21 protein-coding genes and 2 pseudogenes are annotated in these 26,346 nt (G+C 52.2%); 4 read left to right on the top strand and 19 right to left on the bottom strand.

Going from position 1 to position 26,346, the window contains the following annotated elements; genetic code table 11:
- Position 1 precedes the first annotated feature (1 nt).
- From A3EQ_RS0106640 to A3EQ_RS22450, 4 genes and pseudogenes are all read right to left on the bottom strand, one after another.
- Complete coding sequence (locus A3EQ_RS0106640) at positions 2-706, bottom strand: hypothetical protein (RefSeq protein ID WP_120667365.1); 705 nt, start codon at positions 704-706, stop codon at positions 2-4.
- The gene (locus tag A3EQ_RS0106635; protein WP_211212059.1) at positions 678-1,493 is read right to left on the bottom strand and encodes an ABC transporter ATP-binding protein; all 816 of its coding nucleotides are present in this window, start codon (positions 1,491-1,493) and stop codon (positions 678-680) included. Before A3EQ_RS0106635 ends, A3EQ_RS0106640 begins: the two co-directional genes overlap by 29 nt.
- 69 nt (positions 1,494-1,562) lie before the next feature.
- Complete coding sequence (locus tag A3EQ_RS0106630; RefSeq protein WP_020154400.1) at positions 1,563-3,101, bottom strand: M1 aminopeptidase family protein; 1,539 nt, start codon at positions 3,099-3,101, stop codon at positions 1,563-1,565.
- Between the two features lie 554 nt (positions 3,102-3,655).
- Positions 3,656-3,784 (bottom strand): annotated as a pseudogene (locus tag A3EQ_RS22450) (transposase); the annotation flags it as partial.
- Positions 3,785-4,321: 537 nt separating this feature from the next.
- Between A3EQ_RS22450 and A3EQ_RS22775 the strand changes: the two are divergent.
- A complete protein-coding gene (locus tag A3EQ_RS22775) occupies positions 4,322-4,627 on the top strand; it encodes a hypothetical protein (RefSeq protein ID WP_020154398.1) in 306 nt (101 codons plus the stop codon).
- Positions 4,628-4,982: 355 nt separating this feature from the next.
- On the top strand, positions 4,983-6,260 hold the full coding sequence (gene uraA, locus A3EQ_RS0106615) for a uracil permease (RefSeq protein WP_020154397.1): 1,278 nt from the start codon (positions 4,983-4,985) through the stop codon (positions 6,258-6,260).
- Positions 6,261-6,678: 418 nt separating this feature from the next.
- On the opposite strand, the gene zupT is transcribed toward uraA, so the two are convergent.
- Positions 6,679-7,482 carry a zinc transporter ZupT gene (gene zupT, locus A3EQ_RS0106605; RefSeq protein ID WP_020154394.1) on the bottom strand — a complete coding sequence of 268 codons (804 nt, stop codon included), beginning with the start codon at positions 7,480-7,482 and terminating at the stop codon, positions 6,679-6,681.
- 418 nt (positions 7,483-7,900) lie between these two features.
- Between zupT and A3EQ_RS0106595 the strand changes: the two genes are divergently transcribed.
- Complete coding sequence (locus A3EQ_RS0106595; protein ID WP_020154392.1) at positions 7,901-8,764, top strand: VOC family protein; 864 nt, start codon at positions 7,901-7,903, stop codon at positions 8,762-8,764.
- A 138-nt stretch (positions 8,765-8,902) separates the two neighbouring features.
- Here the strand turns inward: A3EQ_RS0106595 and A3EQ_RS0106590 are convergent, their stop codons facing one another.
- The 11 genes from A3EQ_RS0106590 to A3EQ_RS0106520 all read right to left on the bottom strand — a co-directional run bounded on the left by A3EQ_RS0106590 (position 8,903) and on the right by A3EQ_RS0106520 (position 19,794).
- Positions 8,903-9,844 carry a manganese-dependent inorganic pyrophosphatase gene (locus tag A3EQ_RS0106590; RefSeq protein WP_026499795.1) on the bottom strand — a complete coding sequence of 314 codons (942 nt, stop codon included), beginning with the start codon at positions 9,842-9,844 and terminating at the stop codon, positions 8,903-8,905.
- Positions 9,845-10,023: 179 nt separating this feature from the next.
- On the bottom strand, positions 10,024-10,767 hold the full coding sequence (locus A3EQ_RS0106580; protein WP_020154389.1) for an SIS domain-containing protein: 744 nt from the start codon (positions 10,765-10,767) through the stop codon (positions 10,024-10,026).
- A 4-nt stretch (positions 10,768-10,771) separates the two neighbouring features.
- A complete protein-coding gene (locus A3EQ_RS0106575) occupies positions 10,772-11,491 on the bottom strand; it encodes a KDGP aldolase (RefSeq protein WP_020154388.1) in 720 nt (239 codons plus the stop codon).
- Entirely contained in the window at positions 11,478-12,218 is a 741-nt protein-coding gene (locus A3EQ_RS0106570; protein WP_020154387.1) for a creatininase family protein, read from the bottom strand. Before A3EQ_RS0106570 ends, A3EQ_RS0106575 begins: the two co-directional genes overlap by 14 nt.
- Before the next feature lie 87 nt (positions 12,219-12,305).
- Positions 12,306-13,298, bottom strand: a complete 993-nt coding sequence (locus A3EQ_RS0106565) for a phosphotriesterase family protein (RefSeq protein ID WP_020154386.1) — start codon at positions 13,296-13,298, stop codon at positions 12,306-12,308.
- Positions 13,299-13,414: 116 nt separating this feature from the next.
- Positions 13,415-14,710 (bottom strand): PTS ascorbate transporter subunit IIC, encoded by a 1,296-nt coding sequence (locus A3EQ_RS0106560; RefSeq protein WP_020154385.1) that lies wholly within the window; start codon positions 14,708-14,710, stop codon positions 13,415-13,417.
- A 30-nt stretch (positions 14,711-14,740) separates the two neighbouring features.
- On the bottom strand, positions 14,741-15,007 hold the full coding sequence (locus tag A3EQ_RS0106555; RefSeq protein WP_020154384.1) for a PTS sugar transporter subunit IIB: 267 nt from the start codon (positions 15,005-15,007) through the stop codon (positions 14,741-14,743).
- Positions 15,004-15,453, bottom strand: coding sequence for a PTS sugar transporter subunit IIA (locus tag A3EQ_RS0106550; protein ID WP_020154383.1), 450 nt, complete (start codon positions 15,451-15,453; stop codon positions 15,004-15,006). Before A3EQ_RS0106550 ends, A3EQ_RS0106555 begins: the two co-directional genes overlap by 4 nt.
- On the bottom strand, positions 15,450-17,666 hold the full coding sequence (locus A3EQ_RS0106545) for a BglG family transcription antiterminator (protein WP_020154382.1): 2,217 nt from the start codon (positions 17,664-17,666) through the stop codon (positions 15,450-15,452). The genes A3EQ_RS0106550 and A3EQ_RS0106545 overlap by 4 nt, the downstream gene beginning before the upstream one ends.
- 329 nt (positions 17,667-17,995) lie before the next feature.
- A complete protein-coding gene (locus tag A3EQ_RS0106535; protein ID WP_020154380.1) occupies positions 17,996-19,018 on the bottom strand; it encodes a sensor histidine kinase in 1,023 nt (340 codons plus the stop codon).
- A 320-nt stretch (positions 19,019-19,338) separates the two neighbouring features.
- On the bottom strand, positions 19,339-19,794 hold the full coding sequence (locus A3EQ_RS0106520; protein ID WP_026499792.1) for a DUF2269 family protein: 456 nt from the start codon (positions 19,792-19,794) through the stop codon (positions 19,339-19,341).
- 488 nt (positions 19,795-20,282) lie between these two features.
- Between A3EQ_RS0106520 and A3EQ_RS20745 the strand changes: the two genes are divergently transcribed.
- Complete coding sequence (locus A3EQ_RS20745) at positions 20,283-20,870, top strand: GNAT family N-acetyltransferase (protein ID WP_040369204.1); 588 nt, start codon at positions 20,283-20,285, stop codon at positions 20,868-20,870.
- Positions 20,871-21,158: 288 nt separating this feature from the next.
- Here the strand turns inward: A3EQ_RS20745 and A3EQ_RS20740 are convergent, their stop codons facing one another.
- From A3EQ_RS20740 to A3EQ_RS0106480, 3 genes and pseudogenes are all read right to left on the bottom strand, one after another.
- A complete protein-coding gene (locus tag A3EQ_RS20740) occupies positions 21,159-22,346 on the bottom strand; it encodes a saccharopine dehydrogenase family protein (RefSeq protein WP_020154372.1) in 1,188 nt (395 codons plus the stop codon).
- A gap of 74 nt (positions 22,347-22,420) precedes the next feature.
- Positions 22,421-23,896 (bottom strand): annotated as a pseudogene (locus A3EQ_RS20735) (aldehyde dehydrogenase family protein); the annotation flags it as partial.
- A 785-nt stretch (positions 23,897-24,681) separates the two neighbouring features.
- A complete protein-coding gene (locus A3EQ_RS0106480; protein WP_020154369.1) occupies positions 24,682-25,851 on the bottom strand; it encodes an LL-diaminopimelate aminotransferase in 1,170 nt (389 codons plus the stop codon).
- Between the last annotated feature and the right edge of the window lie 495 nt (positions 25,852-26,346).

Here is a 26,346-nt window from a genome sequence, read left to right as displayed (position 1 = left end):
CTCAACGGCGTTGATAACAAGCAAGGCCTAAGAAACATCCGGCGGCCAAACAAAGCAATAAACGATTGAAAAGATAGTATTCCGGCGAGATGGCATAATAAAAATTCGCCGCATTCGCCCCCATGGAAAAGAGTTTGAAAAATCTTCCCTGCGAAAACAGATCAAGGATATAATAGACGAGCGTCACGAAAAGACCGGCATAGCTGTTCTTCGTTAAAGCGGTGACGCACAACATGAGCGCGGAAAGAAAAACAATATTCGGGAGAAAACGCACGCTCAAGAAAAAGCCAGTCAGGCCGAAAAAAGAAACATTGCGGTAATAGAATCCCGCTGAAACAAACGAGCCGATGCAAAAGAGGAAAACAATGATCGCCCAACGGTAAACCATTGGACGGTTGAAGGGGCCCGGATGATAGTAACCCAGAAACCGGTAGGTCTGATTCTTATAATCATTAAAAAACGCAAAAGCGGTCATCAAGGCCGCCAAAAGCGGCACGGTATAATCATACAAACGATCGACACTAAATAGACGGTATTTCGCCCTTAGGGATAGGAGATAGTTGGATGGAGCGGGAAAAAAAACAGAATAAACGAACAGGAGCAAAAGGAGCGCAGCGGTTATTTTCAATTTGAACCCGCGAATATCATAGATTTTAAAGTAATGCTTGAAAAAGACGTTATCGGTTTTGAAAATAGATGTACGCATTTTCCAACGAAATCTCCTTTTCTTGATAACTGCCGGCGACGTCCTGTTTATCCTTGATAAACCGGATCCTGTAACGATCGGTGCCCAGCCGTTTCTCTTCAATGATGGTCACCTTTTTCCGCAAGTCCATCAATGTCGCGAAATCCGTTTCAAGCGTTCGTATATTCGTGATACTTTCGGCGATCATTTCTGCGACTGAGCCGTTAAAGGCAATGGAATGATCTTTTAATATGACGATCTGTTGGCTGTACAATTCGACATCTTCAATGATGTGGGTAGATATCAGTGTAATGGAATCTTTGCTGATCTCGGACAGATACTTCCTAAATTGCGCCCTCTCCTCCGGATCCAGGCCGGCTGTTGGTTCGTCGATGATCAGTAAGGTCGGTTTCCCGATGACAGCCTGGGCGATGCCCAATCTTCTTTTATAGCCTCCCGAATACTTTCCGATTCTTTTGTTGATGACGGACGTCAAGTGGAATCGTTCGACGACTTCATCGATCGTTTCTTTTTTGTTCTTTTTTATTTTTTTTAAATCAAAAACATAGGACAGAAGATCATATCCGGTAACATTGCCATACATATCGAAGTTTTGCGGCAAATAGCCGACCTGATCGATGGGGTAAGGCTTTGTTTTTAATAAATCGATGCCGTTCAACATGACTCTTCCGTGCGAAGGTTTATTCAATCCCGTTAAAATATTCATTAATGTGGTTTTTCCCGCTCCGTTATTTCCCAATAGGGCGGTGATCCCGTCCCGACAGGTAAACGAAATATTATCCAGCACCGTATTTTTTCCATATGAAAAGGACACGTTTTCAATTGATAATCGGTTCCCCATCTCCATTAAACCCCTTTACTCCATATAGTTGAAGAAGAGCGTATTTCCGACCAACTGAATATCTCCGTCTTTTGCATTATAGGGCCAACTTCCGACGATCACCGTTTTGTATGCCCTGTCCTGTAAGAATTGAATATCCGATGTTGTTAATGTCCGATGTTTTTCTTTTGTCTTTTCTTGTATAAGAAGATCAAGTCTTGATTGAAAATTTTCCAAATTGTAATTTATTGGAAGAATGTAAGTCAGCCCATTCTCCTTCAGCGTTTGATATTGTCCGGCAAACAGGCTTAAACTCGACGTTTCCCCTTCCCGCTCGGTTTCGCCGGTGAATATTCCCAAATTGGAATAAATCTTTGTTGAAGCGTCCAAGTGAACATCATAATAGGAAGGTTTTGGTTCGGGCACGGTGGGATACCACGCAAAGAGCCATCCGGGGAGATTGACGGCATCGCTCGTCACATAATAAATCGGCACACCCAATTCGTCTTCGATTTGGACATCGCCCCCATAGGAAACGACGACCTTTTTCGTCTCGTTTGGCCGATATGTAGCAGATATGGTCAAAACATTATTTTTATGGGTAAACTTTACGAGGGAATCGTTCACTTTCACCGAATCGATTGTGAAACAATCGTCCAGCAGCAACTTGATATTGTCGCCGGCGGCAGAAAAAGACATTTCTAACTCCGCCGTATTTTCCAACCTATTCGTCAAAGCCAGGTCCATTTTATAGGTTTGAACGGCATAAGGGACATGTGCGAACTCCGCAGCGGGATACTTCTGGATTTTTTGCACGTTTTTTTCACCGGAAATGGCGACCCCCTCCATGGCCAGCAGGGCCAGAACCGCCAACAGGATATATGCCGTTTTTTCCTTACGATAAACGCTATAAGTGATCAATAACAAGAATAACATCAATAAAATCAAGAACAATTTGTCCAAAAAATAATTCAGGTTAAAGATCGTGCCGGACATTGTATTGGTCATGGCTTGCATATGATCGTCGAAAATATTTAGGAGTTTCTCCTGATAGGTAAAGGACATATTCATCGATTTCCACAAAAAGAAACCATATAAAAGTAAAGAAAGTAAGATGGATGCCCTGTGTCGCACTAAAATTCCAATGGTCGTCCCGATCGTGGCCGCCAGCATGTTCGAGATTGTCCATAATATGAAGAAATGGACCAGGCCTTTCCATAGAAAAGCCCCATCCGTCAGCGGGTTTTTAAAAGTGACCATGGCTGCCATCGGCAACAGGGCGACGACAGAACTGATAATGAAAGCAGAAAAAAGCAACTTCCATTGTTTTTTCAACACATCTCGTTCTAAGAAAACAAACGTTTCATACTGCTTGGAAATCACCCACGCCGCGGAAATCAAAAGAAATAAATTGGAACAAATGTAACCATGAAAAAAGAGCGTAACGAACCGAAAAATGGTAATTTGCAAAGAATCTTTTATAAAATATACGAAAAATAAAACAAATGAAAGATAAATAAAAAAGATAGGGTTTTTTATCATGGCTTTAATATAGAATGTGGGAAATCCGTTCATCGCTCACATCGAGTAACGGCTAACGGTTACTCGTCTCCTTTCTTCAATGGAATTAGAAAACGAACACAATGGAAGGAAAAATTCCCTTCTATTGTGTTCGTTTTAATATCATTCATCTGTTATTTTTAAGTCAGCACTAGCTTTTGAGGAATTTCCCTTCCATCTAATGTAATAGGATTGATTTTCACCAGAATCCGTGGTTGCAACTGCCCGAAAAGAAACACTGGCACTATTTCCCTTCGACAGGGAAAAACTAGCTACGGCCTTATTTTTCTAACGCCCAATCTCTGATGGAATTATTTTACCTTTATTTTCTAAATATGTAAATATTAATATAAATATAATTTTTCCTATTTTTCTACAAAATCCGTCACAATTATTAAAAAAACTCCATTTGATTATAAACCTAGGAACCGATTAGTGATTTGTGATCTTCTATTTATAAAATTCAAATAGCTTCTGATCAACGAGCAGGTTGAGGAATCGCTGGGGATGGCACCCCGGAATCGCTGCGGCCATTTGATCGCAGTTTTTTCGTTCAATTGGCATCAACAGACTGGACAGCTTTTCCCCTGCGAGGTGACGAATTGGCTGATGACAACCACCTGGCAATTACCAATTTTCCCGAGGGTTCCCGAGTATTGCCGGGCAACGCCCACCGATCGGTCTCCTTTTTTCGGAATCAGTGCGAATCGGATGGACAGGTTGCCTTCAACGACATGAAAGTAAGCGAGAAATGTAAATATGAATAAAAGACCAGATTTGTCAATCCTACCCAGCTTACCGGCGGTCAAAACACACTTTTATTGGAACAGAGGAACGGCAATCGGAATGGTTCGCCAAAGCAGAGACATTGAGCGCAGACCGGGGATGCGACGATACCAAGCTGATCGAAAAGTGTTGGGGACCGGTACGGCATCAAACCGGTTATTGACATTCGGAATTCTTGGAAGACGGGGAAAGCACCCGCCAATTAAAGGAACCCCACCTACAATTACAAAGGCAATGTCCATTGCCAATGTCCGAAAAACGGGAACGGGAAGAGAAAAGGTATGCGGAGGCTTTGAAAAAGCCCGGAATACGCTCAAAAAATTATGTCCCGCCCACCTGTGCGGAACATGCGACATGCCCCATTGCCAGCGGGATACGGATATCCCTTCCCGAAGATCGGCGGATCTTTACACCCATGGACCGGGCTGGTTACAAATGGGAACGGATTTATGCCAAAAACCGCGGCGGAACGGGTAAACAGCCGACTGGACGTATCGTTCGGATTTGTGATCTATACGATCCGAGGCATGAAAAAAATGAAGGTGCGCTCCGGGCTTGCTCTTTGCGTCATGCTGGCGATGGCGATCGGCCGGGTTAAAGAAAAGCAGGGCGATCGCATCCGAAGCCTTGTTAAGGCGGCGCAAACCAATATCCACAAGTGGATAAGTTGGAAAGGAAAAAATCCACTAATGCGAATTGTGGATAACGGGTGGCTCATGCCTTTTTTGGGAAGCAGGAGAAACTGTTGGATTTAATCCGATCAAAAGGACCGCTTTACGGAAATCCGTATATCAAGCAAGGAAATTTGGCGTCGTAAACCCCAAAATCGCCAGCATCGCAAAAAGCTCGGCGAAAAAATTTATTGACAAATGAAAAAATAGTTGCCATAATGACTAAGAAAAGTGAACATTCTACCTTTAAAAACAGTCCTGTGAGGCTGGCAAGGTAAGAGATCATACATGGCAAATGCATGTAGAGGGGCGTTTGCGCACTTCACAAGCGGCAAACACCTTGCCTGAAACAGGCAGGGTGTTTTTTTGTGCCGTCCCCCGGTCTCTTCCGAGCTGTTTTTAAAGGGAAGACTTGAAAAATGGAGAGGGGAGATTGCAAGTGGAAAGAGAAATTCAAGTTCACGAACGCCTTCCATTCTGGAAAAGCCTTCCTTTAAGTTTGCAGCACCTGTTTGCCATGTTCGGTTCGACGGTGCTGGTTCCCATCCTCTTTCAGGTGGATCCGGCGACGATTTTGCTGATGAACGGAATCGGCACGCTGCTCTACATCTTCATCACGAAAGGAAAGATCCCCGCCTATCTCGGATCGAGCTTCGCCTTTATTTCCCCCGTGTTCGTCGTGCTGGGGAACTACAGCGGCGGGGAGGGATACAGCTACGCGTTGGGCGGGTTTTTGGCCGTCGGCGTCGTCCTCGTCCTGATCTCGTTGATTATCAAAATCGCAGGCACCGCCTGGCTGGATGTGATTTTTCCCCCGGCCGCCATGGGGGCGATCGTCGCGGTTATCGGCCTCGAGCTTGTGCCGGTGGCCGCCCAAATGGCCGGATTAATCAAACCGGGTGATGCCCCGGCCGGCTGGACCCCGGATTTCGAGACGGTGGCCGTATCCTTGCTGACCCTCGGCATCACGATCGTATGCTGGGTCACATTGCGCGGGTTTCTTAAGATCATCCCCATACTGATCGGAATCGTCAGCGGGTATGTGATCGCGGCGGCATTCGGAATGGTCGACCTGTCCAGCGTCAAGGAAGCGCCTTGGTTTTCCCTGCCGGAATTTTACCGGATGAAATTCCATTGGTCCGACATCCTGGTCATCCTGCCGGCGGCCCTCGTTCTCATCCCTGAACACATCGGCCACCTGCTGGTCACAGGGAATATCGTCAAGAAGGATCTGGCGAAGGATCCCGGCCTGGACCGCTCCCTCTTGGGGAACGGATTGTCCACGATCCTGTCCAGCTTTGTCGGCTCGACGCCGAACACGACATACGGGGAAAATATCGGGGTGCTGGCGATCACCCGCGTGTATTCCACCTGGGTGATCGGCGGCGCGGCGGTCATCGCCATCTTCCTGTCCTTCTTCGGAAAACTCGCCGCTTTGATCTCGAGCATTCCCCAGCCGGTGATGGGCGGCATATCCTTGCTCCTCTTCGGCATCATCGGCGTGAGCGGGATCCGGATGCTCGTCGAATCGAAGGTGGACTACAGCCGCTCGCAAAATTTAATTTTAACTTGCATCGTCCTGGCCATCGGGATCAGCGGCGCGACGATCCATATCGGCTCGGTGGCATTGAAGGGGATGGGTCTGGCGACGATCATCGCCATTTTGATCAGCCTGTTTTTCCGGCTGCTGGAGAAGTTCCGGTTATCCAATGAATGACGGCAAGCCCCGCCCTTTGGCGAACGGCTCCGGCCGGATCTTGCATCCCGCCTCTTTCGGCTTCAGCAAAGGCTGCGGAAGACCGTTCCGCCCGGCCGCGGCGCCCCTCCGGCGCGTTTCGCTCCCGTCCTTCGTCCATACGGCGGGAAAACCGCAGCGCTGAAGAAAAAGGCGGAAGTCAAAAATTAAGAAGGGAAGCGCCAAAACGGCAGCTTCCCTTCCCGTTTTTTTCACCGGAACACCGAAGTTTTCATCCGGGCAAGGGCAAGGCGGCCTGAACCCGCGCCCAAAGCGAAATGCCGGTGTCCGAATAAGGCCAGGCCGCCCTTCCGCCGATCAAAGCGCCGGCCTGGGGGTTAGATAAACAAAAGCAGACTGACGGCGAATGGAATTCCAAACGATTCCGTCGATACGCAGGTTATATAAACAGGAGCAGACTGACGGCCATGACCGCCATCCCGCCCATCAATCCATAAATCGATATATGGGCCTCATCGTATTTTTTCGCCGCCGGCAGCAGTTCGTCGAGGGAAATGAATACCATGATCCCCGCGACGGCGGCAAAGAGAATGCCGAAAAATATCCCGTTCAAAAAGGGCATGAAAATCAGGTAAGCGCATAGGGCGCCCACAGGTTCCGCCAAACCGGAAAAAAAGGAGAGCTTAAACGCCTTTTTCCGGTCGCCCGTGGAGTAATAAACGGGAACGGAGACGGCAATTCCCTCGGGAATATTATGGATCGCCACGGCAACGGCAATCATGATTCCCAGCCTGGGATCCTGCAAAGAAGAGGCGAAGGTGGCGATGCCTTCCGGAAAATTGTGAATCCCGATGGCGAGGGCGGCGAAAAGCCCCATTTTCAGAAGTTCGGCATTTTGGGCGGGACCGGCATCCATTTCTTCCACCTTTTTAATCTCATGGGGATTCCGCTGGGTCGGAATAAACCGGTCGATCAGCGCGATCAAAACCATTCCCCCGAAAAAGCCCAAAACCGTAAGCCAGCTGCCTTCCACCGTCCCGACGGCTTCCACCAAAGACTCCTGCGCCTTAAAAAAGATCTCGATCATCGAGACGTAAATCATCACACCGGCGGAAAAACCGAGGGAAAACGATAAAAACTTCGTGTTCGTCGTTTTCGTAAAAAAAGCGAGCACGCTTCCGATCCCGGTGGACAATCCGGCAAACAGAGTCAGTCCGAAAGCGGCCAATACATTATCCGGCATTCGTCCTCTCCCTCTCTGCAACCCATCGATGCATCTTTCCCGTAAAATCTTCCAATCTTCCGTTTTCGTTGGAGCAACGGGCAAAATTTTCGCTTGGTAAACATTTTAACGCTTAACCAAAATCCTTTTCAACGCTTTTGATCCTGATTTCATACATTTTTCCAAAGGAAGCGTTTCCATTTCACCGGAGTTTTTCCGGCCTTCCGCAGGCCCCCATTGTCCCCGAACCGGATCAATCCCCTCCCTGCGGAACGAATTTGTTTTTTGCAATGATGGGGAGGAACCGTGCGTAAATTGCGGCTTCCCGCGGAACGAAATTTTTTGGTGCATGTCTTTTGACCTTTGTTAATTTAAAAATTATAATTACTTACGAAAAGTAACTTTAGCGCCCAATCTAAGGAAAGGAAGAACGATTTTCATGGCGATTGATCCGCGCGTGCATTTAGGTCCCGTTTGTCTGAAAGTCAAAGATTTCGGCGTCTCCATCCCCTTTTATGAAAAAATCATCGGATTGCGGACGATCCGGCGGGAAGGGAACACCGCCGTCCTTTCCGCCGACGGGAAAGACCCGCTGCTCTATTTGGAGGAATTGAAAAACGGCGAGAAAAAACCGCCGCGCACGACCGGTCTTTACCATTTCGCCCTCCTCTTGCCCGGGAGGAATCATTTGGGCGCCGCCCTGGCCCATCTGCTGGCCGCCGGATATCCGCTGACCGGGGCCTCCGACCATCTTTTCAGCGAGGCGATTTATTTGTCGGATCCGGACGGGAACGGGATTGAAATCTATGCCGACCGCCCCCGCGATACGTGGCAGCGGGATGAAGAAGGCTATATTCTGTCGGCGACTTTGCCCTTGGATGTGAAAAGCGTTTTGTCGGCAGGAAAGGGCACCCCGTGGACAGGGATGCCCGAAGGGACGAAGATGGGCCATATCCACCTGCATGTCGCCGATCTGGAAGCGGCGGAACATTTTTATGCCGGGATTTTAGGGTTTGAAATCCAATTTTCGCCGCAAATGAAGGCCATGTTTCAAGGACAGTTCGTTTCCGCGGGAGGGTATCATCATCACATCGGTTTTAACCTTTGGATGGGGAAGGGCGCCAAGCAGCCTCCCGAAAACAGTTTCGGCCTGAAACATTACACGATCCGATATCCGGATGCCGATTCATGTCATCATGCCCTCCGCGCCTTGGCCGGCGAAGGGATCGAGGCCGAACCGGTTCCCGGCGGCCATCTCGTCCGTGATCCGTCCGGCATCCCCATCCTCCTCACCCATGCCTGAAACCAAAAGACCGGGCGGACAAGGAGCGGCAAAGGCAACAACCGGCCGGGAAAAAGCGGGAACGGGATGCCGCTGCCCGCGCCATCCCGGAGAAAACAAAGGGGTGATCCGTTCCATTCGGATCACCCCTTTTCGGCGTTATGATTTCTTTCTTTTTTCAAAGGCATTCGTCAAAACCGGCACGACTTGCTTCTTCCTCGATACGACGCCTTTCATGAAGAGGGTGTTGTTTTCCACCTCGGCGGCGAAGGCTTCCCCGGCCGCCTTCTGTTCCTTGCCGAGGGCGATGCCGATCGAATCGCTGTTCAAAATGTCGGTGATGACGAAGAGGAACAAATCCAGCCCCTTCCGCTCGATGACCGATTCGATCGCTTTTTCGAGCTCCGCCTTTTTGGCGAGCACCTCATTCGGATCGACCGTATTCACCTGGGCGATTTCCACATGATAACCGCCCATGTGGAATTCCTTCGCATCCAAGGAAATGAGTTCCTCGGCCGACTTGCCGCCGACGTTGGCGCCGGCCTTCAGCATGGCCATGCCGTAACTTTCCAAATCGATCCCCGCGATTTCCGCCAATTCCCGGGCGGCTTGAACATCCTCCTCCGTGCAGGTGGGAGATTTGAACAGGAGGGAATCGGAGATGATGGCGGACACCAAAAGCCCGGCAATCTCCTTTTTGATCGGGATGTTATGTTCCTTGTACAATTTTTTCAGGATCGTGGCCGTGCAGCCGACAGGTTCCGCCCGGTAATAAAGGGGATCGGCCGTTTCAAAGTTGGCGATCCGGTGATGGTCGATCACTTCCAAAATCTTCGCTTCCGCGATGTCGTCCGCGCTTTGCTGGCGTTCATTATGGTCCACCAAAATGACCGTTTTCGTTTCGTCGGTTACTCTCTTCACAAGCCGGGGCGCGTCCATGCGGAAATAGTCGAGGGCATACTGGGTTTCCCCGTTCACCTCGCCGAGGCGGACCGCTTCCGCGTTCATGCCGAGCTCCCTTTTCAATGCCGCATAGGCAATCGCCGAACAAATGGAGTCCGTATCCGGATTTTTATGGCCGAAAATCAAAACCTTTTCCATGTCTTCCACTCCACTTCCTTGATTTGCATGTCAATACTATATGTTACATGAAAGCAGGAACTTTAACAATATTTTACATGGTCCGTTCCGCCAAAGGAAGGGAAAGGAAAGGGAACCCGTTTTTCCCCGGCGGCCCCTTCGCGCGGGCCTTGCGGCAGGCATCCGGGCGGCCGCCTTTTCTATAAACCTTTCGTCAATAAAGGAATCCTGTCCTTGTACTTTTCGATGAGGGCGTTGTTGTGTTGGTCCGCCCCTTCCAGGTTCCCGCTCAAGAAGACCGGGACATCGAACCCGTCCTCGGCCATGCGGGCGATCGCCCCCGCAAAGACGGCGTTCAGGATAAAAACGCCGGTGAGGGTCGAAGTCGGAGTGAAGGGCACGGCCACCTTTTCATGGGTCAATACCGCATCGCCGATGACGGAATGGTTGTCGATCACCAGATCGGCCGCTTCATACAGCCTTTTTCCGCTCACGTGCCGCGACGGCTGGCTGTCGGAATAGGCTTTGGAAGTCACGGCAATCACATAGGCGCCCTTTTCTTTTGCGAGGTAAGCCGCGTCGATGGGCACCGGATTCCTTCCCGAGGTGGAAAGGACAAAGAACACGTCCTCCGGCCGGATATCCACGTCCTTCATGAAATTTTTCGCGTAGTCATTTTTTCTTTCCAGCCGGGATGACAGGACGGCCCCCTCGTGCAGCATGAGCGGCTCGTGGAGCACCGGGTTCACGGGAACAAGCCCGCCGGCGCGGTAAAACACTTCTTCGGTTAAAATATGGGAATGGCCGCAGCCGAACAGATGGACGATTCCCCCTTTTTCGATCGAATCGGCCACCTTCGCCGCCGCTTCTTCCATCTTTTCCCGTTCATTTTTTAAAATGAGTTCCAGCCTTTCCTGAACCTTTGCATAATATTGATCGATCATCGTCTTACCTCCTTTTCAACAGACGGAACAGGTTTTCGACCTTCGCCGGATCCGACCTTCCTTTTCCGGCGAGAACATCGCCGAAAATATGGGGCATGATCAATTCGATTTTCGTCTTTTTCAGCGCCTGATACAAAACGGGCAAATGTTCGGATTTAATTCCGCCCGCCGGCTCGATCCCCCTGATGCCCCGCTTTGCCGCCGCTTCTGCGATGAAGACAAGTTCCTCCAGATGAGCCAGCCCGTTCACCGGCATCACTTTGACGGAAACGATCCCCAAGGCGGCCGCCAGATCCAAAAACCGCTCCGCTTCCATTTCCATCCCTGTCGCCAGGCGGACTTTGCCGATTTCGCCCGCCGGGGAAACGAGGGCGTTGATGACCGGATGTATCCCTTCGGCCGCCAAATAGCCTTGAACGAAGGGCGCTTTTTCAAAGGGCTGGTTAATATGTTCCGGGCGGGCCCGCTCGGCGATTTTCAAAACCCGCTCCCACTCGCGGAAGCTTCCGCCGCCCCCGAGGCCGACGCTGACGGCGGGAGCAGCCTTCTTCAAGGAAAGCACCCGCCCGACGGCCCCGTCGATTTCCGGAAAATCGGCCGCGGCGATCCCGGGAACGACATACCCATCCCCGGCTTCCAACACGGCCGCCGCGTTCTTTTCGTCTTCCGCCAGGACGTTCACCAACAGCCGTTCTTCAAATCTTTCCAGCTCAAACAAGTTCATCTTTCGCTCTCCTCAATATATCGGCCATTCGTTCCAGCGCGGTTTCCACGATCACTTCCCCCTTTTCTTTTGTCGCCAGCGTCGCATCCCCCAAAACGGCCGTTTTCGTAAATTCCTGCCAGGGTGTCGGGGTGTAATCCGCCTCCTCCGGAATTTGCGGAATATCGCGAATCGCCTTCTCCATATCGGTAAACTCTTCGGCCAGATAGAGCATGATCGACGTCTCCAGCTCGCAGGCGTGGAAATAGGTGGAATGGACGGCTTCCGTCTCCCGGATCCCTTTGGCCACCGTATTCATCCCCGGATAAAAAAAGTAGAAGATTTTAAAATCGGGATGCCGGTCGTAAAGGATCCGGGCCGCTTCCTTCAACGCCGTCTGGTTCCCGAGGTGGGCGTTGACCATCGCCCATATGCGGAATCCCTGGTTGTAAAGGCTGGACCCGATATCGACGAGAAAACGGATCAGCGATTCATTGGATACGGTGATGCTCCCCGGAAAATCCCGCAAACTCCAGACTTGCCCGTAAGGCAAAGTGGGCAGGACGAAGGCGCCGACCTTTTCCGCCAGCCGTTCGGAAAGCCGTTCCGCCAAAATATTGTCCGTGGCAAGGGGGAGATGGGGCCCGTGGGCTTCGACGGCCCCGATGGGGAGAATGGCGATCTTGACCTCTTCGATCTTCTCTTTCACCCCGAAGGAATTTTCATAGGCATATCTTCGGTTCATCATGTCTTCCCTCCTTCCCCGATCCGGGTCATGGTTCGGAAAGGGACGGCCATTTATCCGATTTTTCCGCCGCCGCTCAAAAAGGCCGGTTCATTTCTTAAACGCGAAACAGCGGGCGGGATTTTCCACGAAAAACAACCGGACTAACCGCTCCCCGTCGAAGCCGGCCCGGTCCGCTTCATCGATGAAGCGGGGCACCCATTTGGCAATGATGTACGCCAGACCCAGTCCGTAATCGTAATGTTTGTAATAGGATTTTCTCGCCGTATCGCCGCTGATCAGGATCTGGTTTTCATAGCCTTTTTTGACGAGTTCCAAAATGCAGCGGATCCGCATGCTTTCCGGGCCGTATTTGATTTTGCCGATGCCGTCGAAACTCAGGAACGCACCGGTTTTGGCGATTTGTTCGTGGTAGTACGGATCGGGATTCCGGTCCATATGGCCGAAGCTGACGAAGGACAGATCCACCCCTTCGCTCTTTAAAATTTCGATTTGTTCGAGGGCCATCGTTCCCGCTTCCGTATGGGAGTGGATCGGGGCCTTCGTTTCATGGTGGGCCCTGGCCACGGCCCGGATCGTCTTTTCTTCCAGCGGGGTAATCCGGTTGTAGCCGGTGCCGAACTTCACCTGGCCGGCTTTATACGGCGTCCCCTCCAGACCTTCCTCCACTTCCTTGATGACAAATTCGGCCAATTGACGGATGGAGGCCCGGTCGATCCATTCGTAATAGGTTCCGTAATTCCCGACGGCCGGTTTCAGCTTCTCGGGCAGCTTCGCTTCCCATAAAAAGCTTTTGTTGAATCCGGCCGTTCCGATGACGTGAACACCGGCCTTTTTGGCGATTTCGCTCACCGCCTCCACGTCCCTGCCGTAATCGACGGCGGTGGCGTCCACGATCGACCGTCCTCCGTGTTTGGCAAAATCCAGCACATCTTGCAAAGATTTTTCCTTATCATCCAACAGGAGGTCATCTTCCCCCTTTTCCGCCCAGTAAGGCGGGCGGCAGACGATATGCTCGTGGGAATAGGTAAAGCCCAGCTGTTTCGGATCGATATCGCCGTGCAGCGTGCGAATGAAGGACAATTGCGTTCACCTCTTGAACCGGTTTTCCATGCAGCTCGCTTCATTACGAAGATGGATTCCAAGAATAGGAAGAGGCCAGGAAAATTCGTCCTGACCTTTCAACCGTAACATTTTTTCTAGAACAGCACGCCCGCCAGCAGTTTGATAAGCGGACCGATGATAAACATGTCGGAATCCGCCGCCCACATGGCCGTATCCGGGATGGTGCTGGTAATCAGATAACGGACCATGATAAATTGGCCCCAGGCGACGACGGTCGAGGTAATAAACCCGCCGATGAGCGCCCCGCGGACGCCGCCCGTTGCGTTTCCGAACACGCCGGCGGTCGCCCCGTGGAAAAAGAGGACGATCATCGTCGGAACGAAAACGTAGGCGACGGTGTTTCCCAGAACGACGAGCCAAAGAAGCGCCCCGGCAAACGCCCCGACAAATCCCAGAATGACCGCGTTGGGAGCGTAGGGATAGACGATCGGGCAGTCGAGGGCAGGCTTGGCCCCGGGAACGAGTTTCGTGGCGATCCCGTTGAATGCGGGCACGATTTCTCCGATGAACATGCGGACGCCCATCAGGACAACGGCAATACCGCCCGCAAAAGTAAAGGATTGGACGATGGCGTAGACGATGAAGTTTTGATTCCCCGCGCTGGCGACCAATTCCCGGGCACCCGGCGTGTCTTTAAATAGAACGATCGCTGCGCCGATGACGAATAAGGCCCCCATCGTCAGAGCGGTGATGACATTGGAATCCCGCAGGAATTCCAGACCTTTGGGGAGTTTGATCTTTTCCGAATCATTCTCTTTATTTCCCAAGTATTTCCCCAAAATGGCCGCCAATAAAGATACGGAAGCCGAAGTGTGGCCGAGGGCGATGTTGTCATTGCCCGTGATTTTTCTCATGAACGGCTGGGTCAAGGCCGGCTGGATCGTCCAGTACAGGCCCATGATCAGCGACAGGACGATGACCAGTTTCCAATAGGGAACGTCCCCGGCTTCATGAACGATGATGCCCGCAAAGATCGTCGTCGTCCAAAACATCATGTGGCCGGTCAAATAAATGTATTTCAATTTCGTAAACCGGGCGAGGAGCACGTTGATCAAAAAGCCCAAAGTCATCGCCAAGGTTACAGCGCTTCCAAATTCCGCATTAAATTTGTCCTGGCCGAGAAACCCGGACAAGTTTTGCGCCTTCAAGCCGAATACTTCCTTCCACAGCGGTTCGAAAACGCCGAGGGAGCCGACAATGACATTGGCCCCTGCACTGATGATCAGAAAGCCGATCACCGCCTTGAACGTTCCGCTGATCACTTGGCTCAAGGTTTTCTTTTGCAGCAAAAGACCTAAAAGAACAATAAATCCCAACAAGATTGCCGGTGTGCCGAAAACGTTGTCGGCGATCCATTTAATGACTTCCATTTCCTTTCAACCCCCTATCTTCTTTTCCCCTTACGATAAATTTTCTTTAAGGGCCTTTTTGATTTCTTCCACGTCAAAATAATTGTTAACGATAATGATTTTCGCGGAAGCGTTGGTCAAACTTTCCGCCAATTCCCGGTTGGTTACGATGTAATCGGCTTTCGTGCTGGATGCGCTGGAAACATCGGTATGTTCCACATCCGCCTGAACACCCATGCCCCGCAAAACATTTTCCACATTCATCCGCAGGATCAGGCTTGAGCCTTGGCCCAAACCGCAGACGCAAAGAATTTTCATCCCTCTTCCCCTCCTTTCCGGATCAAAGTTTCTATATCTTTATAGCTGCTAGCAGCTATTAAAGATTCCACCCTTTTCCGATCGCTCAGCAAATTCATCAATTTTTTCAGCACAGCCAAATGTTCCTCGCTGTTGGATGCTCCCAAGGCAAAAACGAGCCGTACCGGATCATTGGCGGAATTCCCGAAGGAAACCGGCTCCGCCAATTGAACCATCGATACCGACGCTTCATAGACCCCGTCTTCGGGGCGGGCGTGGGGCAACGCGATTTGCGGTGCCAGGACGAAATATGGCCCGTTTTTGCGGTAAGAGTTGATCATCGCATCGACGTAGGCTCCGGAAACATAGCCCTGTTTTTGCAGGAGGCTTCCGGCCTGGACGATGGCTTCAACGGGTGTCGCAGCTTTCGCATGAAGGGACACGATGTTTTCCTCTAAAAATTTCATGAATACGAAATCCCCTTTTCCATTGATGTCTCATGTGATGTCTCATGAATTCGCTCCCGCAGAAGCTCCCATACCCCCTCGGGAGCGCTACTTTCTGTCAGTTTTTCAACCGTTTGCGGATCGGATAAAACCTCCGACAGCTGGGATAGGGCAAACAGATGGGTTTCCTGATCCACCGACGCCAAGACGAAGATCAGCTGCACCCGGTGCCTTTCTTCCCGAGAAAAGGAGACGGGCCGTTTCAGGACAAGCAGGCTTATCCCCGTTTTTTGCACCCCGTCCTCCGGTTTTCCATGGGGCAGGGCGACCTTCGGTGAAATAATCGGGTAGGGACCGTACGTCTCGATGTACCGGATCATCGCCCGGATATAGCCGGAATCGATGTAGCCGTTCTGCAAAAGGGGGAGGGAGGCCGTTTCCACCGCCTGTTTCCAGTCGGAACAGGTTTCACGGACCTGGATCAGGGGGAGCTGCAACAGATCCATCAGCCCCGGCTTCTTCCCCTTGCCTGCGGATACTTCCGGCCGATATAAATATTCCCTGATCGCGGCCAACAAACGTTCTTCATCTTCAATGGCCGCGTGCTGCTTGACGATCTCCACGATCGCCTCCGCCGAATATTTCGTCATTTTCCCGGCGTCTTCGGACAGGGAATGCACCTTTTTCAAAAGCCGTTCCTTGTCGACGTCCGTCAGGATCGGATGAACCGGAATGATGATGTGCCCCTCCCGGCGGATCGGGACCGTCGAGATCGTGAAATCGATGTCCTCCAGGCTCCTTTTCTCAAAATCCCTGACCGACAGCGTCTCGACAAAATCGACCGTGGAAAACAGCCCTTCCAGCTGATGTTTTAAAATGGTCGAGGTGCCGATTCCGCTCGGGCAGACGATGAGCGCTTTTTTCCGTTTCGGCGGTTTCAGTCCTTCCTTTTGCAGCCAGCCGCCAAAATGGAGGGCAATCAGCGCCGTCTCATCGTCCTCCACCTTTTTCCCGACCAGCGTTTCAAAATGATGGATCACCTTTTTCGTGATCAAAAAAATCTCCTTGTATTCGCTTTTGATTTGTTCCGCCAGTGGATTCTCCGCCTTAATGCCGTATTTGATCCGGTAATAGGCCGGCTTCAAATGGATGAGGAGATTTTTTTCCACCTCATTCCGGTCGGAAAAGGTGACGCAGGCGGCGGACTGGAAGTCGGTGACCATCTTCCGGGCGACCACTTTCAACGGCCGGATGTCGGCATTGTCCCCGTCCCGGTTGGTTTGCTGGATTTTTGCGCTCAATAAATGGGTGGTCACGTAGCAGATTTCGTCATCGGAAAAGGAAGCGGGAAATATGGACGAGATTTTCCCGATAATATTTTTTTTGGCAAACTGGAATTCCTTCGTCTGGCGGATGATTTCCTTCTCCACCGGATCCATCGTCACCTGGTTGCCTTTGACGACCCGCTTCCCGAAGAGCCAAAGGCGCAGAGCCAAATGATGCAAGGCCTCATCGGCGAACTGGATCCCGATTTCCCGCTCGTATTCGTTCAGGATGGAAATGATTTCCTCCAATTCTTTCAAAAACCCGTCTTTCGCACGGGCGTTTTTTTGGAACAAATCCCGGACATTGGCGATAAATGCCTGCCATTCCTGGCCGGGCGGGATGATTTTGGAAGTGAAATAGACGATCGCCTTCCGTTTTTCGTTCTCATCGCCGTGGATGAAATACCCTTTTTGCCGGTGAAATCGGAGCGACAAAGAAAAGGTTTGCAGTTCCTTTTTCAACTTTTTCAAATCGTCGATGGTCGTATTCCGGCTGACCCTCGTTTTCTTGGACAGATCATCAAGAAAGAGCGGATGTTCCTCAATGAACAAATAAAAAGCCAGCCAGCCGATCCGTTCGTCCGGAGTATATTCATATTCCCATTGTTTTAAATGGGCCAGTTTCTGCGGAACAGCCTTCCTTGCCTCATCCGTTAAAAAATACCCGTGGGAGCGGATGTATTGAATGGGCTGCAAATCGTTCTTCCGCAGCCAAGCGTTGATTTTCCCCAAGTCGTAATAGATCGTCCTCCTGGAGATCCGGAAGGTTCTTTCCAGTTCCCGGATGGACACGTAATCATTACGGTTGGCAAGAAACAACAAAACGGCGCTGCTGCGTTTGTCCAGATACAAATGCCTTTCGCCCCCCTTTTGCGAGGAATGACGGATGAAGCCGGTTCCTATTTCCATGGTAACGTTCCCCCGGGGAAATTAGAAGTCCAAATCCCCCACAGAAAAACCGTGCAAAATTGGACGAAAAAAAAGAGGCCCCATGCCGATTCCTTCCTTTCGCCGGACAGCCTCCGATCTTCCCCCTATTTGAATGCCTTTCGTTCCTTCCGGAAAACGGACACGCGGGGCACTCCGGAAAGAGCCCCTGTTTCCGTCCCCATTTCCCGGCCAACATCCGTCCCGGATCCGGCCCCATTATCCGGTTTCCGGGTTTGTTCCTCTGAGCCGCCGGAATCCTCCTTCCGAATATTTCCGTCGGAAGAAGGCCGCCGATTGGTTTCTCCGGATCATTCCTTCCTTTCCCCGGGGAGATTTTCCGGCGGAAAGGTATGGGGAAGCTGGATATGGACGATGCTGCCCGCTTCCTTTTCCTTGTGAAAAAAAATTTTTCCGTCGTGGCCGGTGATGATCCGGTTGATGATGAGCGATTCGAACCCGCCCTTTCTCCCTTTGCGGCCGTTCAAGGAGCCCCCCGGTTTTTTCCACCCGGATTTGGCGCCTCCGTTTCCGTTGTCGGCGATTTTTATGTCGATCCCCTTTTCCTTCGCGGAAATTTGCACGGAGATTTTGGTCGCCTTGGCTTCGATGGCATTCATCAGCAAATTCCGGAACACTTCTTTGATCAATGAGCCTTCACAGTAAAATTCTACTGGCCCGATGGCGGAAACGGCAATATGTACCTTTTCGAAATAGCCTTGACCCGACAGCTGGGAAACCGTTTCATTCATCAGTCGATTCAAATCGGTCAGCGCCTTGTTTTGAATGGGCCTTCTCAACAGGATAAATTGGGAAACGATCTGTTCGATCTGTTCGATTTCTTTTTTGGCGATGTTTATGTACATCTCCCTGTTTTCGCCATCGGGCCGCTGCATGAGTTCCAAGAAGCCTTTGACGGATGTCAAGGGGTTAAGGATCTCGTGGGCAAGCCAAGCCGCCATTTCTTCCAGCAAATCGGAAAACTCTTCCTCCATCCGCTTGATCTCATTCACGAAGAATTGGATATAATTCGGATTTTCCACCAACGGTATCCCTGTAAATTTCAAATAAATCGATTCCCCGTTTTTCGATAGCCACTTCTCCCGGAATTCCAAAGGAAAATCGACCGGATTCCCGGAAAACAGTTCGCACGCGCCAGGCAAACATTGATATACGGGTTTATCGATCAAATCGGCAATGCTTTCTTCCTTCAACAGCTGAACGGCCCGTTCGTTGGCATATATCCATCTTTCCCGGTCCGTGACCAGGTAGGCGATGGGAAACTTGGCGTAAAAATCCGCGTAGATCTGGGGAAAATCCATACGCTTGTCCATCGGGTCATCTCCTCAATTTCATGAAATAAGCCTGCAGGTTCCAATAAATTAAAGAATATTCAGACATTTATTCGGAAAAACAAATTTTCCGCTTGCCGGGTCGAAAAGAAACGTTTTTTGTAAAAAACCCGCATAAAATGTCATATCTTGATATTTACTTTTATATTAGTCTACTTTTTATTCACTGGCAAATGGGAAATTGAATGAAACTTGAATTTTTATTCACTTTTTCAAAAATATGGATCCTGCCCGGCCCCCTCCGGCGGGCGGGCGCCCGGATCTTGCCCGCCGTCCGGAAGCGCCGCTTCAGCGAAAGGGAGCTAAAAGGGTTTTGCGATCATTAAGGCAATGATGACAAGGAATATGAAATTTTCCAGGTATTCCGCACGAAACAGGGATTTGGCCAATTTTTCGTATTCCTCGGGAATTTCCTCCCCTTTGTGAGAGGCCAGCAAGCGTTTGATCGGTTTTGTCCTCGGGCTCAAGACGAAGGGGCCCATCGCCAGGGCAATCAGATAAAGGGCTAAGCTCGTCCAATACCAGCCGGCGCGGAACAAACCTCGATTCAAAAATCCCATGGAAAGGCCCGTAACGAGGAGCAAGGTGCCGCCGATCATCACATAAACGTGCAACTTATGCCTCAAGGCGAACGCATGGCGCAGCTCCGTCATGTTTTTTGCCGATTTTGCCAAGGCGGTCAAATAGAACCCCGGCCCCATCCCTAAAATGGCGGAAAACACATGGACAAAGACGAGCAAACGGTAGATCGGATCCATTCCTTTCCCCTCCTTTCCTTCTCTGCGGGAAAACCGAAAGGAAGGGGCTCCCCCTTTTATCCTTATCGGTTCCTCCCGCCTTTTCATTCCTTCTTCGTTCAGGCCATCGGAGAAATTCGCGGAAGCGGCGCGTTTTTCGTTTTCGCGGCCCTTTGAATCCTCTTTCTTTTCCCGGCCCCAAGGACCGGCAATCCGGCGCCCGCCTTTCCGGCAGGAAATCCGGGCTTCCCTGCCCCTTGCGGGGGAAAAAAGGCGAAACTGTCGCAAATTTTCCGAAACCCGGCGGCTCCCAAGAAAACCTTGCCTCCCTTATTATATCCCTCCGGCGAAGATCATCGTGTGATTTCCATCACCTTGCCCCGGCCGGCCATCCGCCGAAAGATTTTTCGCCGCAAAAAGGAATATTGGAATTCCCTTGGAATTTCGCTATAATGGATGAAAATATTCCGAGAAAACGGCAAGGCGATTTGCGAAACGGAGGAGAGGCCGTGTTTCGTTTGCGTGTGGATGAGGAAATTCTCTTGCGTTCCCCGGAAAAGCGGGATGCCAAACCAATTTTCGCTTTGATCGATCAATCGCGGGATTACCTGCGGGAATGGCTGCCTTGGCTGGATTCGACCAGAAGGCTGGATGATACGGTTGCTTTTATCCGGTCGGCGGAGGAAGAATTTTCAAGGAAAAAGAGTTTAACGGCCTGCATCCTGTACAAAGGTGAGATCGCCGGAATCATCAGTTACAATTATTTCGACTGGTATAACAGGACCACTTCCATCGGCTATTGGCTCGGCGAGTCTTTCCAAGGCAAAGGGATCATGACGAGGGCCGTTGCGGCGCTGACCGATTTCGCCTTTCGCGAACTGAAACTGAACCGGGTGGAAATCCGGGCAGCCACGGGAAACAAAAAAAGCCGGGCGATCCCGGAAAGGCTCGGGTTCCAACGGGAAGGCTGCTTAAGGCAGGCGGAATGGCTTTACGACCATTACGTCGATTTGGTCGTCTACGGCATGCTGGCGGAAGAATGGGAAGAAAAAAAGCGGGAAAGGATCGAAAAAGAAGGAAGGGGCCGGAAATCCTGACGCCCTTTTGCCGGTTCTTCCGGCAGGAACCGGGGAAAAACGGACCGGTCCGTCCGGGAAACGCAGGGCGGAAAAGGCGGCGGCCCGAATATCAGGCGGGCGGCCCCGCCTTCCGGGAGGAACGGGTTCCGGTGTGAAGAAACTTTGCGCCGGCGAACGGAAAAATCTTTTCAGCGGGCATGGCCGCGCCAAAAAAAAAAGCGAAAACCGCTCCCGGCGTCTCTTGCGGGAACGGTTTTTTCGCGGGAACGTCCATCCATGCGGAAAGATATTCCTTTGCTTTTACGATCACGCACGATCAAGGGCGGGTTCGGTTTCCGGCCCGATCGGATATTCCTGTTCGTTTATGATCACGCCCCTTTTGGCCATTTCCTCCAGATAAACGTCCCCCGGCACGATTTGTTCGGGAGGATAAACCCCCCGTTTCCGGATGATCCCGCCGCCGATCATCTGGGCGACCGCCGACAGGGTGCCGGCGGTCGTTCTCGCCATCGCGGTCACATTGTTTTCCCCGTCCTTATAGATTACCGATTCGTATTCATACCGGAAGTTCCGGCCGTTTTTTCTGCCGCCGACGAGGACCTTCAGCAAGACCACATCCTCCTTATCCTTCAAATCGAGGAGCGGTTTTAATACGGCGAGGAGCACGTCCCGCGGTCTCACCCGCATCTCCCCCACCTTCACTTCATAATCCTTCCTCGTCAAATTCAAATCCACGAGCAGCCGGAATTTTTCCGCATGACCGGGGTAGCGGACCGTTTTATATTCCAGGCAGTCCAGCGACGGGAAGGAACGGGACAGGGTCGACGTGCCGCCGGAAGTGTGGAAGGCTTCCAAGGGGCCGAATTTCTCGAAATAGACCGTTTCGATTTCGGAAAGGGAAGGGATCTCCCGCTTTTGCCCGCCGCGGATGATCAGCGACGGGTCGGTATAATGGTCGAACAGGCCTTCCAATGAAAACACATGGTTGTAACCGAGGGGCGGTTCGGGCCGGAGCGGGATGCCCCCGACGTACAGTTTGACCGACTTGACTTCGTCCAATTTGCTTGCCCCGTACCCCGTTAAAATATTGATCATGCCCGGGGCCACCCCCAGATCCGGGATGATCGTCACTCCTGCCTTTTTCGCCTCTTCGTCCAAATCCAACACCCGGTCGGTAATATGGCCGATATGGCCGCCCAAATCGACGGAATGGACGCCCGCGCGGATCGCCGCTTTCGCCACGGTTTCGTTAAAGGCGTAATACAGCGCGTTGAGGACGACATCATGCTCCTCCATCAGTTTTTGCAGCCGCTTCTCATCCCCCGCGTCGATTTGCCTCGCTTCAAGTTTTTCCGAACCGATTTGTTCCGCCGCGGAAAGGGCCTTCCCTTCATCCACATCCGCCAGGGTGACGCGGTTTGTCCCGCCGCTGTTGACGAGGTCGCGGGCGGCTTCCTTCCCCATCAGACCGGAACCGAGCACCAAATAGTTCATGCCTTTCCCCCTTCCTTCCCAATGCCGGCATCCCCTTGCGCCGATTCGGGATTTTCCTCCCGGCCGCTTTCCGGATCGATATCAATCTGCGCCCGCTGCAATTTCCCGCTGAAATCGACGTAGACGCTCCTCCACTCGGTGAACACATCCAGGGAGGCCGTTCCGGAATCGCGGTGCCCGTTTCCGGTGCCTTTCGTGCCGCCGAAGGGGAGGTGGATTTCCGCCCCCGTCGTTCCGGCATTGATATAGACGATCCCCGTATCCAAGTCCCGCATCGCCCGGAAGGCCCGATTGACGTCTCGGGTGAAGATGGCGCTCGACAATCCGTAATCGACGGCATTATTGATCGCGATGGCTTCTTCCAGGCTCCCCGCGCGCATGACGGAAAGGACCGGTCCGAAGATCTCCTCTTTGGCGATGCGCATGTCCGGCTTCACGTCGGTAAACAAAGTCGGCGCGTAGTAAAAGCCCTTGGCCAGTTCCCCTTCCGCGAGGATCTCGCCGCCGGCCAACAGCCTCGCCCCTTCCGCCTTGCCGATTTGCACGTATTCGTGAATCTTCTTTAAAGCGGCTTCGTTGATCACCGGCCCCACCTTGACCGTTTCATCCAAGCCGTTGCCGACCTTCAGCGTTTTCATCGCCTCCAGCAAGCGTTCTTCCAATTCTTCTTTCACCTTCTCGTGGACGATGACCCGGCTGCAGGAAGTGCATCTTTGTCCGGACGTGCCGAAGGCGCTCCAGAGTATCCCCTCGACGGCGAGGGAAAGATCGGCATCGTCCATGACGATGACCGCATTTTTGCCGCCCATCTCAAGGGAGACTTTTTTCAAGAGGCGGCCGCATTTTTCCGCGATGCCCCTGCCGACCTCATTGGAGCCGGTGAAGGAGATGGCCCGGACGTCGGGATGTTCGACGAGGGCGCTGCCGACGGTCGGCCCGGTCCCGTTTACGACGTTGAACACCCCTTTCGGCAGGCCGGCCTCTTCAAAAATTTTCGCCAATTCCTGGGCCATCAGCGGGGTTTCCGACGCGGGCTTCCACACGACCGCGTTGCCGGCGACAATGGCGGGGAAGGATTTCCACGTGGCGATGGCGATCGGAAAATTCCACGGCGTGATGATGCCGACGACGCCGACGGGGACCCGCACGCTCATGGCGAACTTGTCCTTCAATTCCGACGGGGTGGTTTCGCCGAAGAGGCGCCGCCCTTCCCCGGCCATGTAAAAGGCCATGTCGATGCCTTCCTGGACTTCGCCGCGGGCTTCTTCGATCACCTTCCCCATTTCCATCGTCAGGATCCGCGCCAGCCGTTCCTTTTTTTCCTTCAGCAGGAAGCCGACTTTATACAGGACTTCCGCCCGCTGGGGAGCAGGCACGAGGGCCCATTCTTTTTGCGCCGCTTTGGCCGCCCGGACGGCCTGGCGCACGTCTTCCTCCGTCGACAGGGTGACGTGGCCGATCGTTTTCCCGTCGGCGGGATTGATGACCGGAGCCGTCATGCCGCTTTTCGATTCGCACCACGCACCGTTAATATAATTCAGCGCCTTCATTGCCGATTCTCCTTTCTCTTGAAAAAGTTTCCATTCATCTTTATATGCCCCTGAAGCTATTCGATTCACGGAAACGGAAAAAAATGACCCGGGCAGTTTTTTGAAATGCGCCAAGCGGGATCCACGCCTCGTTTGTAATCGCTTACAACAGAAGGGATACGGACGGAACAGGCGAAAGGAGGCGAACCCGTGGTGCTCCGTCCGGAAAGTCCGCGGCCCGTTTCGGGAAAGACGCCGTCCCTGCCCGTTTCCGGACAACCTCTCCTCCCGTACCGGGCGGTCTTGCAAAATGCCGCGGAAAAAGCGGGTGATAAAGAGGATTGACTTATTAAAATTTTCCGTAAATTTTGGTCGTTCTTCCTTGACGGTCCCTTCGTTAACGGCGTTCGCTGCGGTTTTGCGCGTGCCGGTTCGCCGGTTCGGGGGAAGGAAAACCAAGGAGCGGGCTTTTCCGGAACAAGGCCGTTTTCTCCGCCGGATTTTAACGGGTTCCGGCAGCAAAGATCCTTTCCGCCCCGGCAACATCCGGCGCCCGGGGCGGGATGGCGTCGCATCTTGCCAATGGGCGGCCGGCCTTCCTTTTTCGCCGGTTCGGAAAGGCCGGACCTTCCTTTGAGCCGTCCAAGGGCCTGAAAATCATCCCTGCCTCGCGAAGATCCTCCCGCTCCCGGTCCCCGGGGAAGCCCCGGGAGCCGAGCCGCTTTTCCAGCGCCAGCCGGTTTTACCCGGCGGCGGGTCCGCCCCAAGGGACGATGCCGGACGCATCCTTTCCGTCGCCAGTCGGATTAATCCTGCCAATCGAGCCGTTTCAGGCGTTCGATGGCTTCCCGGATTTTTTCCACCGGCTTCGTCAAGGAGATGCGGAAATAACCTTCCCCGGCAGGGCCGAAGGCGGTTCCCGGCGTGACGATGATCCCCGCTTCTTCCATCAGTTTTGCGGTGAACTGTTCCGTCGTATATCCCGCCTTGACGGGCGCCCATATATAAAAGGTGGCTTCCGGCGGCCGGATGTCGATGCCGATCGCCTTCAATCCTTCCACCATCGCATCCCTGCGTTCCTTGTAAATCCGGTTCAATTCGGCGACAAATTGACGGTCGCTGTTCAGCGCCGTCGCCGCCGCCTGCTGGATCGGGATAAATTGGCAGGTGTCCACGTTGCTTTTCAAAGTCGCGAGCGCCTTGATGATGTCCTTGTTGCCGACGATGTACCCGATCCGCATGCCGGCCATGTTATAAATCTTCGAAAGGGAACCGAATTCCACGGCGACTTCCTTCGCCCCTTCCGCCTGCAGGATGCTCGGCTGGACTTCATCGGTGAAGGTAATAAAGGAATAGGCGGAATCATTGCTCACGATGAACCGGTATTTTTTGGCGAGGCGGACCGCTTCTTCAAATACGTCCAAGGTCGTCGTGGCCGCCGTCGGATTGCTCGGGTAGTTCAAAAACATGAATTTCGTCCTTTTGTACACATCCTCCGGGATGTTTTCAAATTCCGGCTGATAGCCGTTCTTTTCGTTCAAAGGATAATTGTACCCTTCGCCTTTGACGAGATGGACGGCCTTCCAATAAGCCTGGAACCCGGGATCGGGAACGAGGACCGTTTCCCCCGGATTGACAACGGCCTGCAACAGATGGACGATCCCTTCCTTGGATCCGATCAGCGTCAATACTTCCGTATCCGGATCCAAGTCCACCCCGTATTCCCTTTTATAAAAGTCGGCCACCGCCTGCCGGAACTCCTTGATCCCGATATAGGGGGAATAGGCGTAGTTCACCGGATTGTCCAATTCCCTTTTCAACCGGTCAATGACAAAGGCAGGAGGGGGAAGGTCGGGTGAACCGATGCCGAAATCGATGACATCCACGCCCTTCTTCTTCAATTCTTCTTTTCTTTTTTCAAAGATCGAAAACAGATACGGGGGCAATGTTTTAATCACGTCTGCCGTAAATTCCACTGCAATCCCTCTCATCCGTAAGTAGTTTTGGCATGAACAACCGGAAGGTCGCAAATTCCGCTCCCTTTTCCAATTTATTCATCGGGCCCGGAAAATTCCATTTCCAATGGGGTCCATCCCCAAAAGGAATTCTTTTTGGCTCCCCCGACCCGGCGGGCCGGAAAAGCGGAGGCCGCACCCGAACGGGGAGCCCCGGTATTTGCCGATCCGGAAAAAGCCCGCTCCCTTCCTTCACAAAGAATAATAAAAAGGCCAGTGTAATCATTCCCCCATGATTAAACTGGCCGCTGCCCAGTTCCCGGCCGTCCGCGCATCCGGACGTTGAAGACAGACTCCGCAGTTTATCCGCCTTTTTAATTTATAGTGATTGTATTATAAGTGAAGGCAAAAGTCAATGCGATTCGGCGCCGCCGCCCGATCCCTCCGGATCGGGACCTTCGCTGTTTTTTGTCCGGGCGGGCCTGGGCTCAAACGGAAAAAATTGCAAATCGCCGC

It is taken from the genome of Caldibacillus debilis DSM 16016 (assembly GCF_000383875.1).
Lineage (GTDB): Bacteria > Bacillota > Bacilli > Bacillales > Caldibacillaceae > Caldibacillus > Caldibacillus debilis.
Note: the sequence above shows the minus strand (reverse complement) of the source record. Positions and strands in the feature narration are given on the sequence as shown.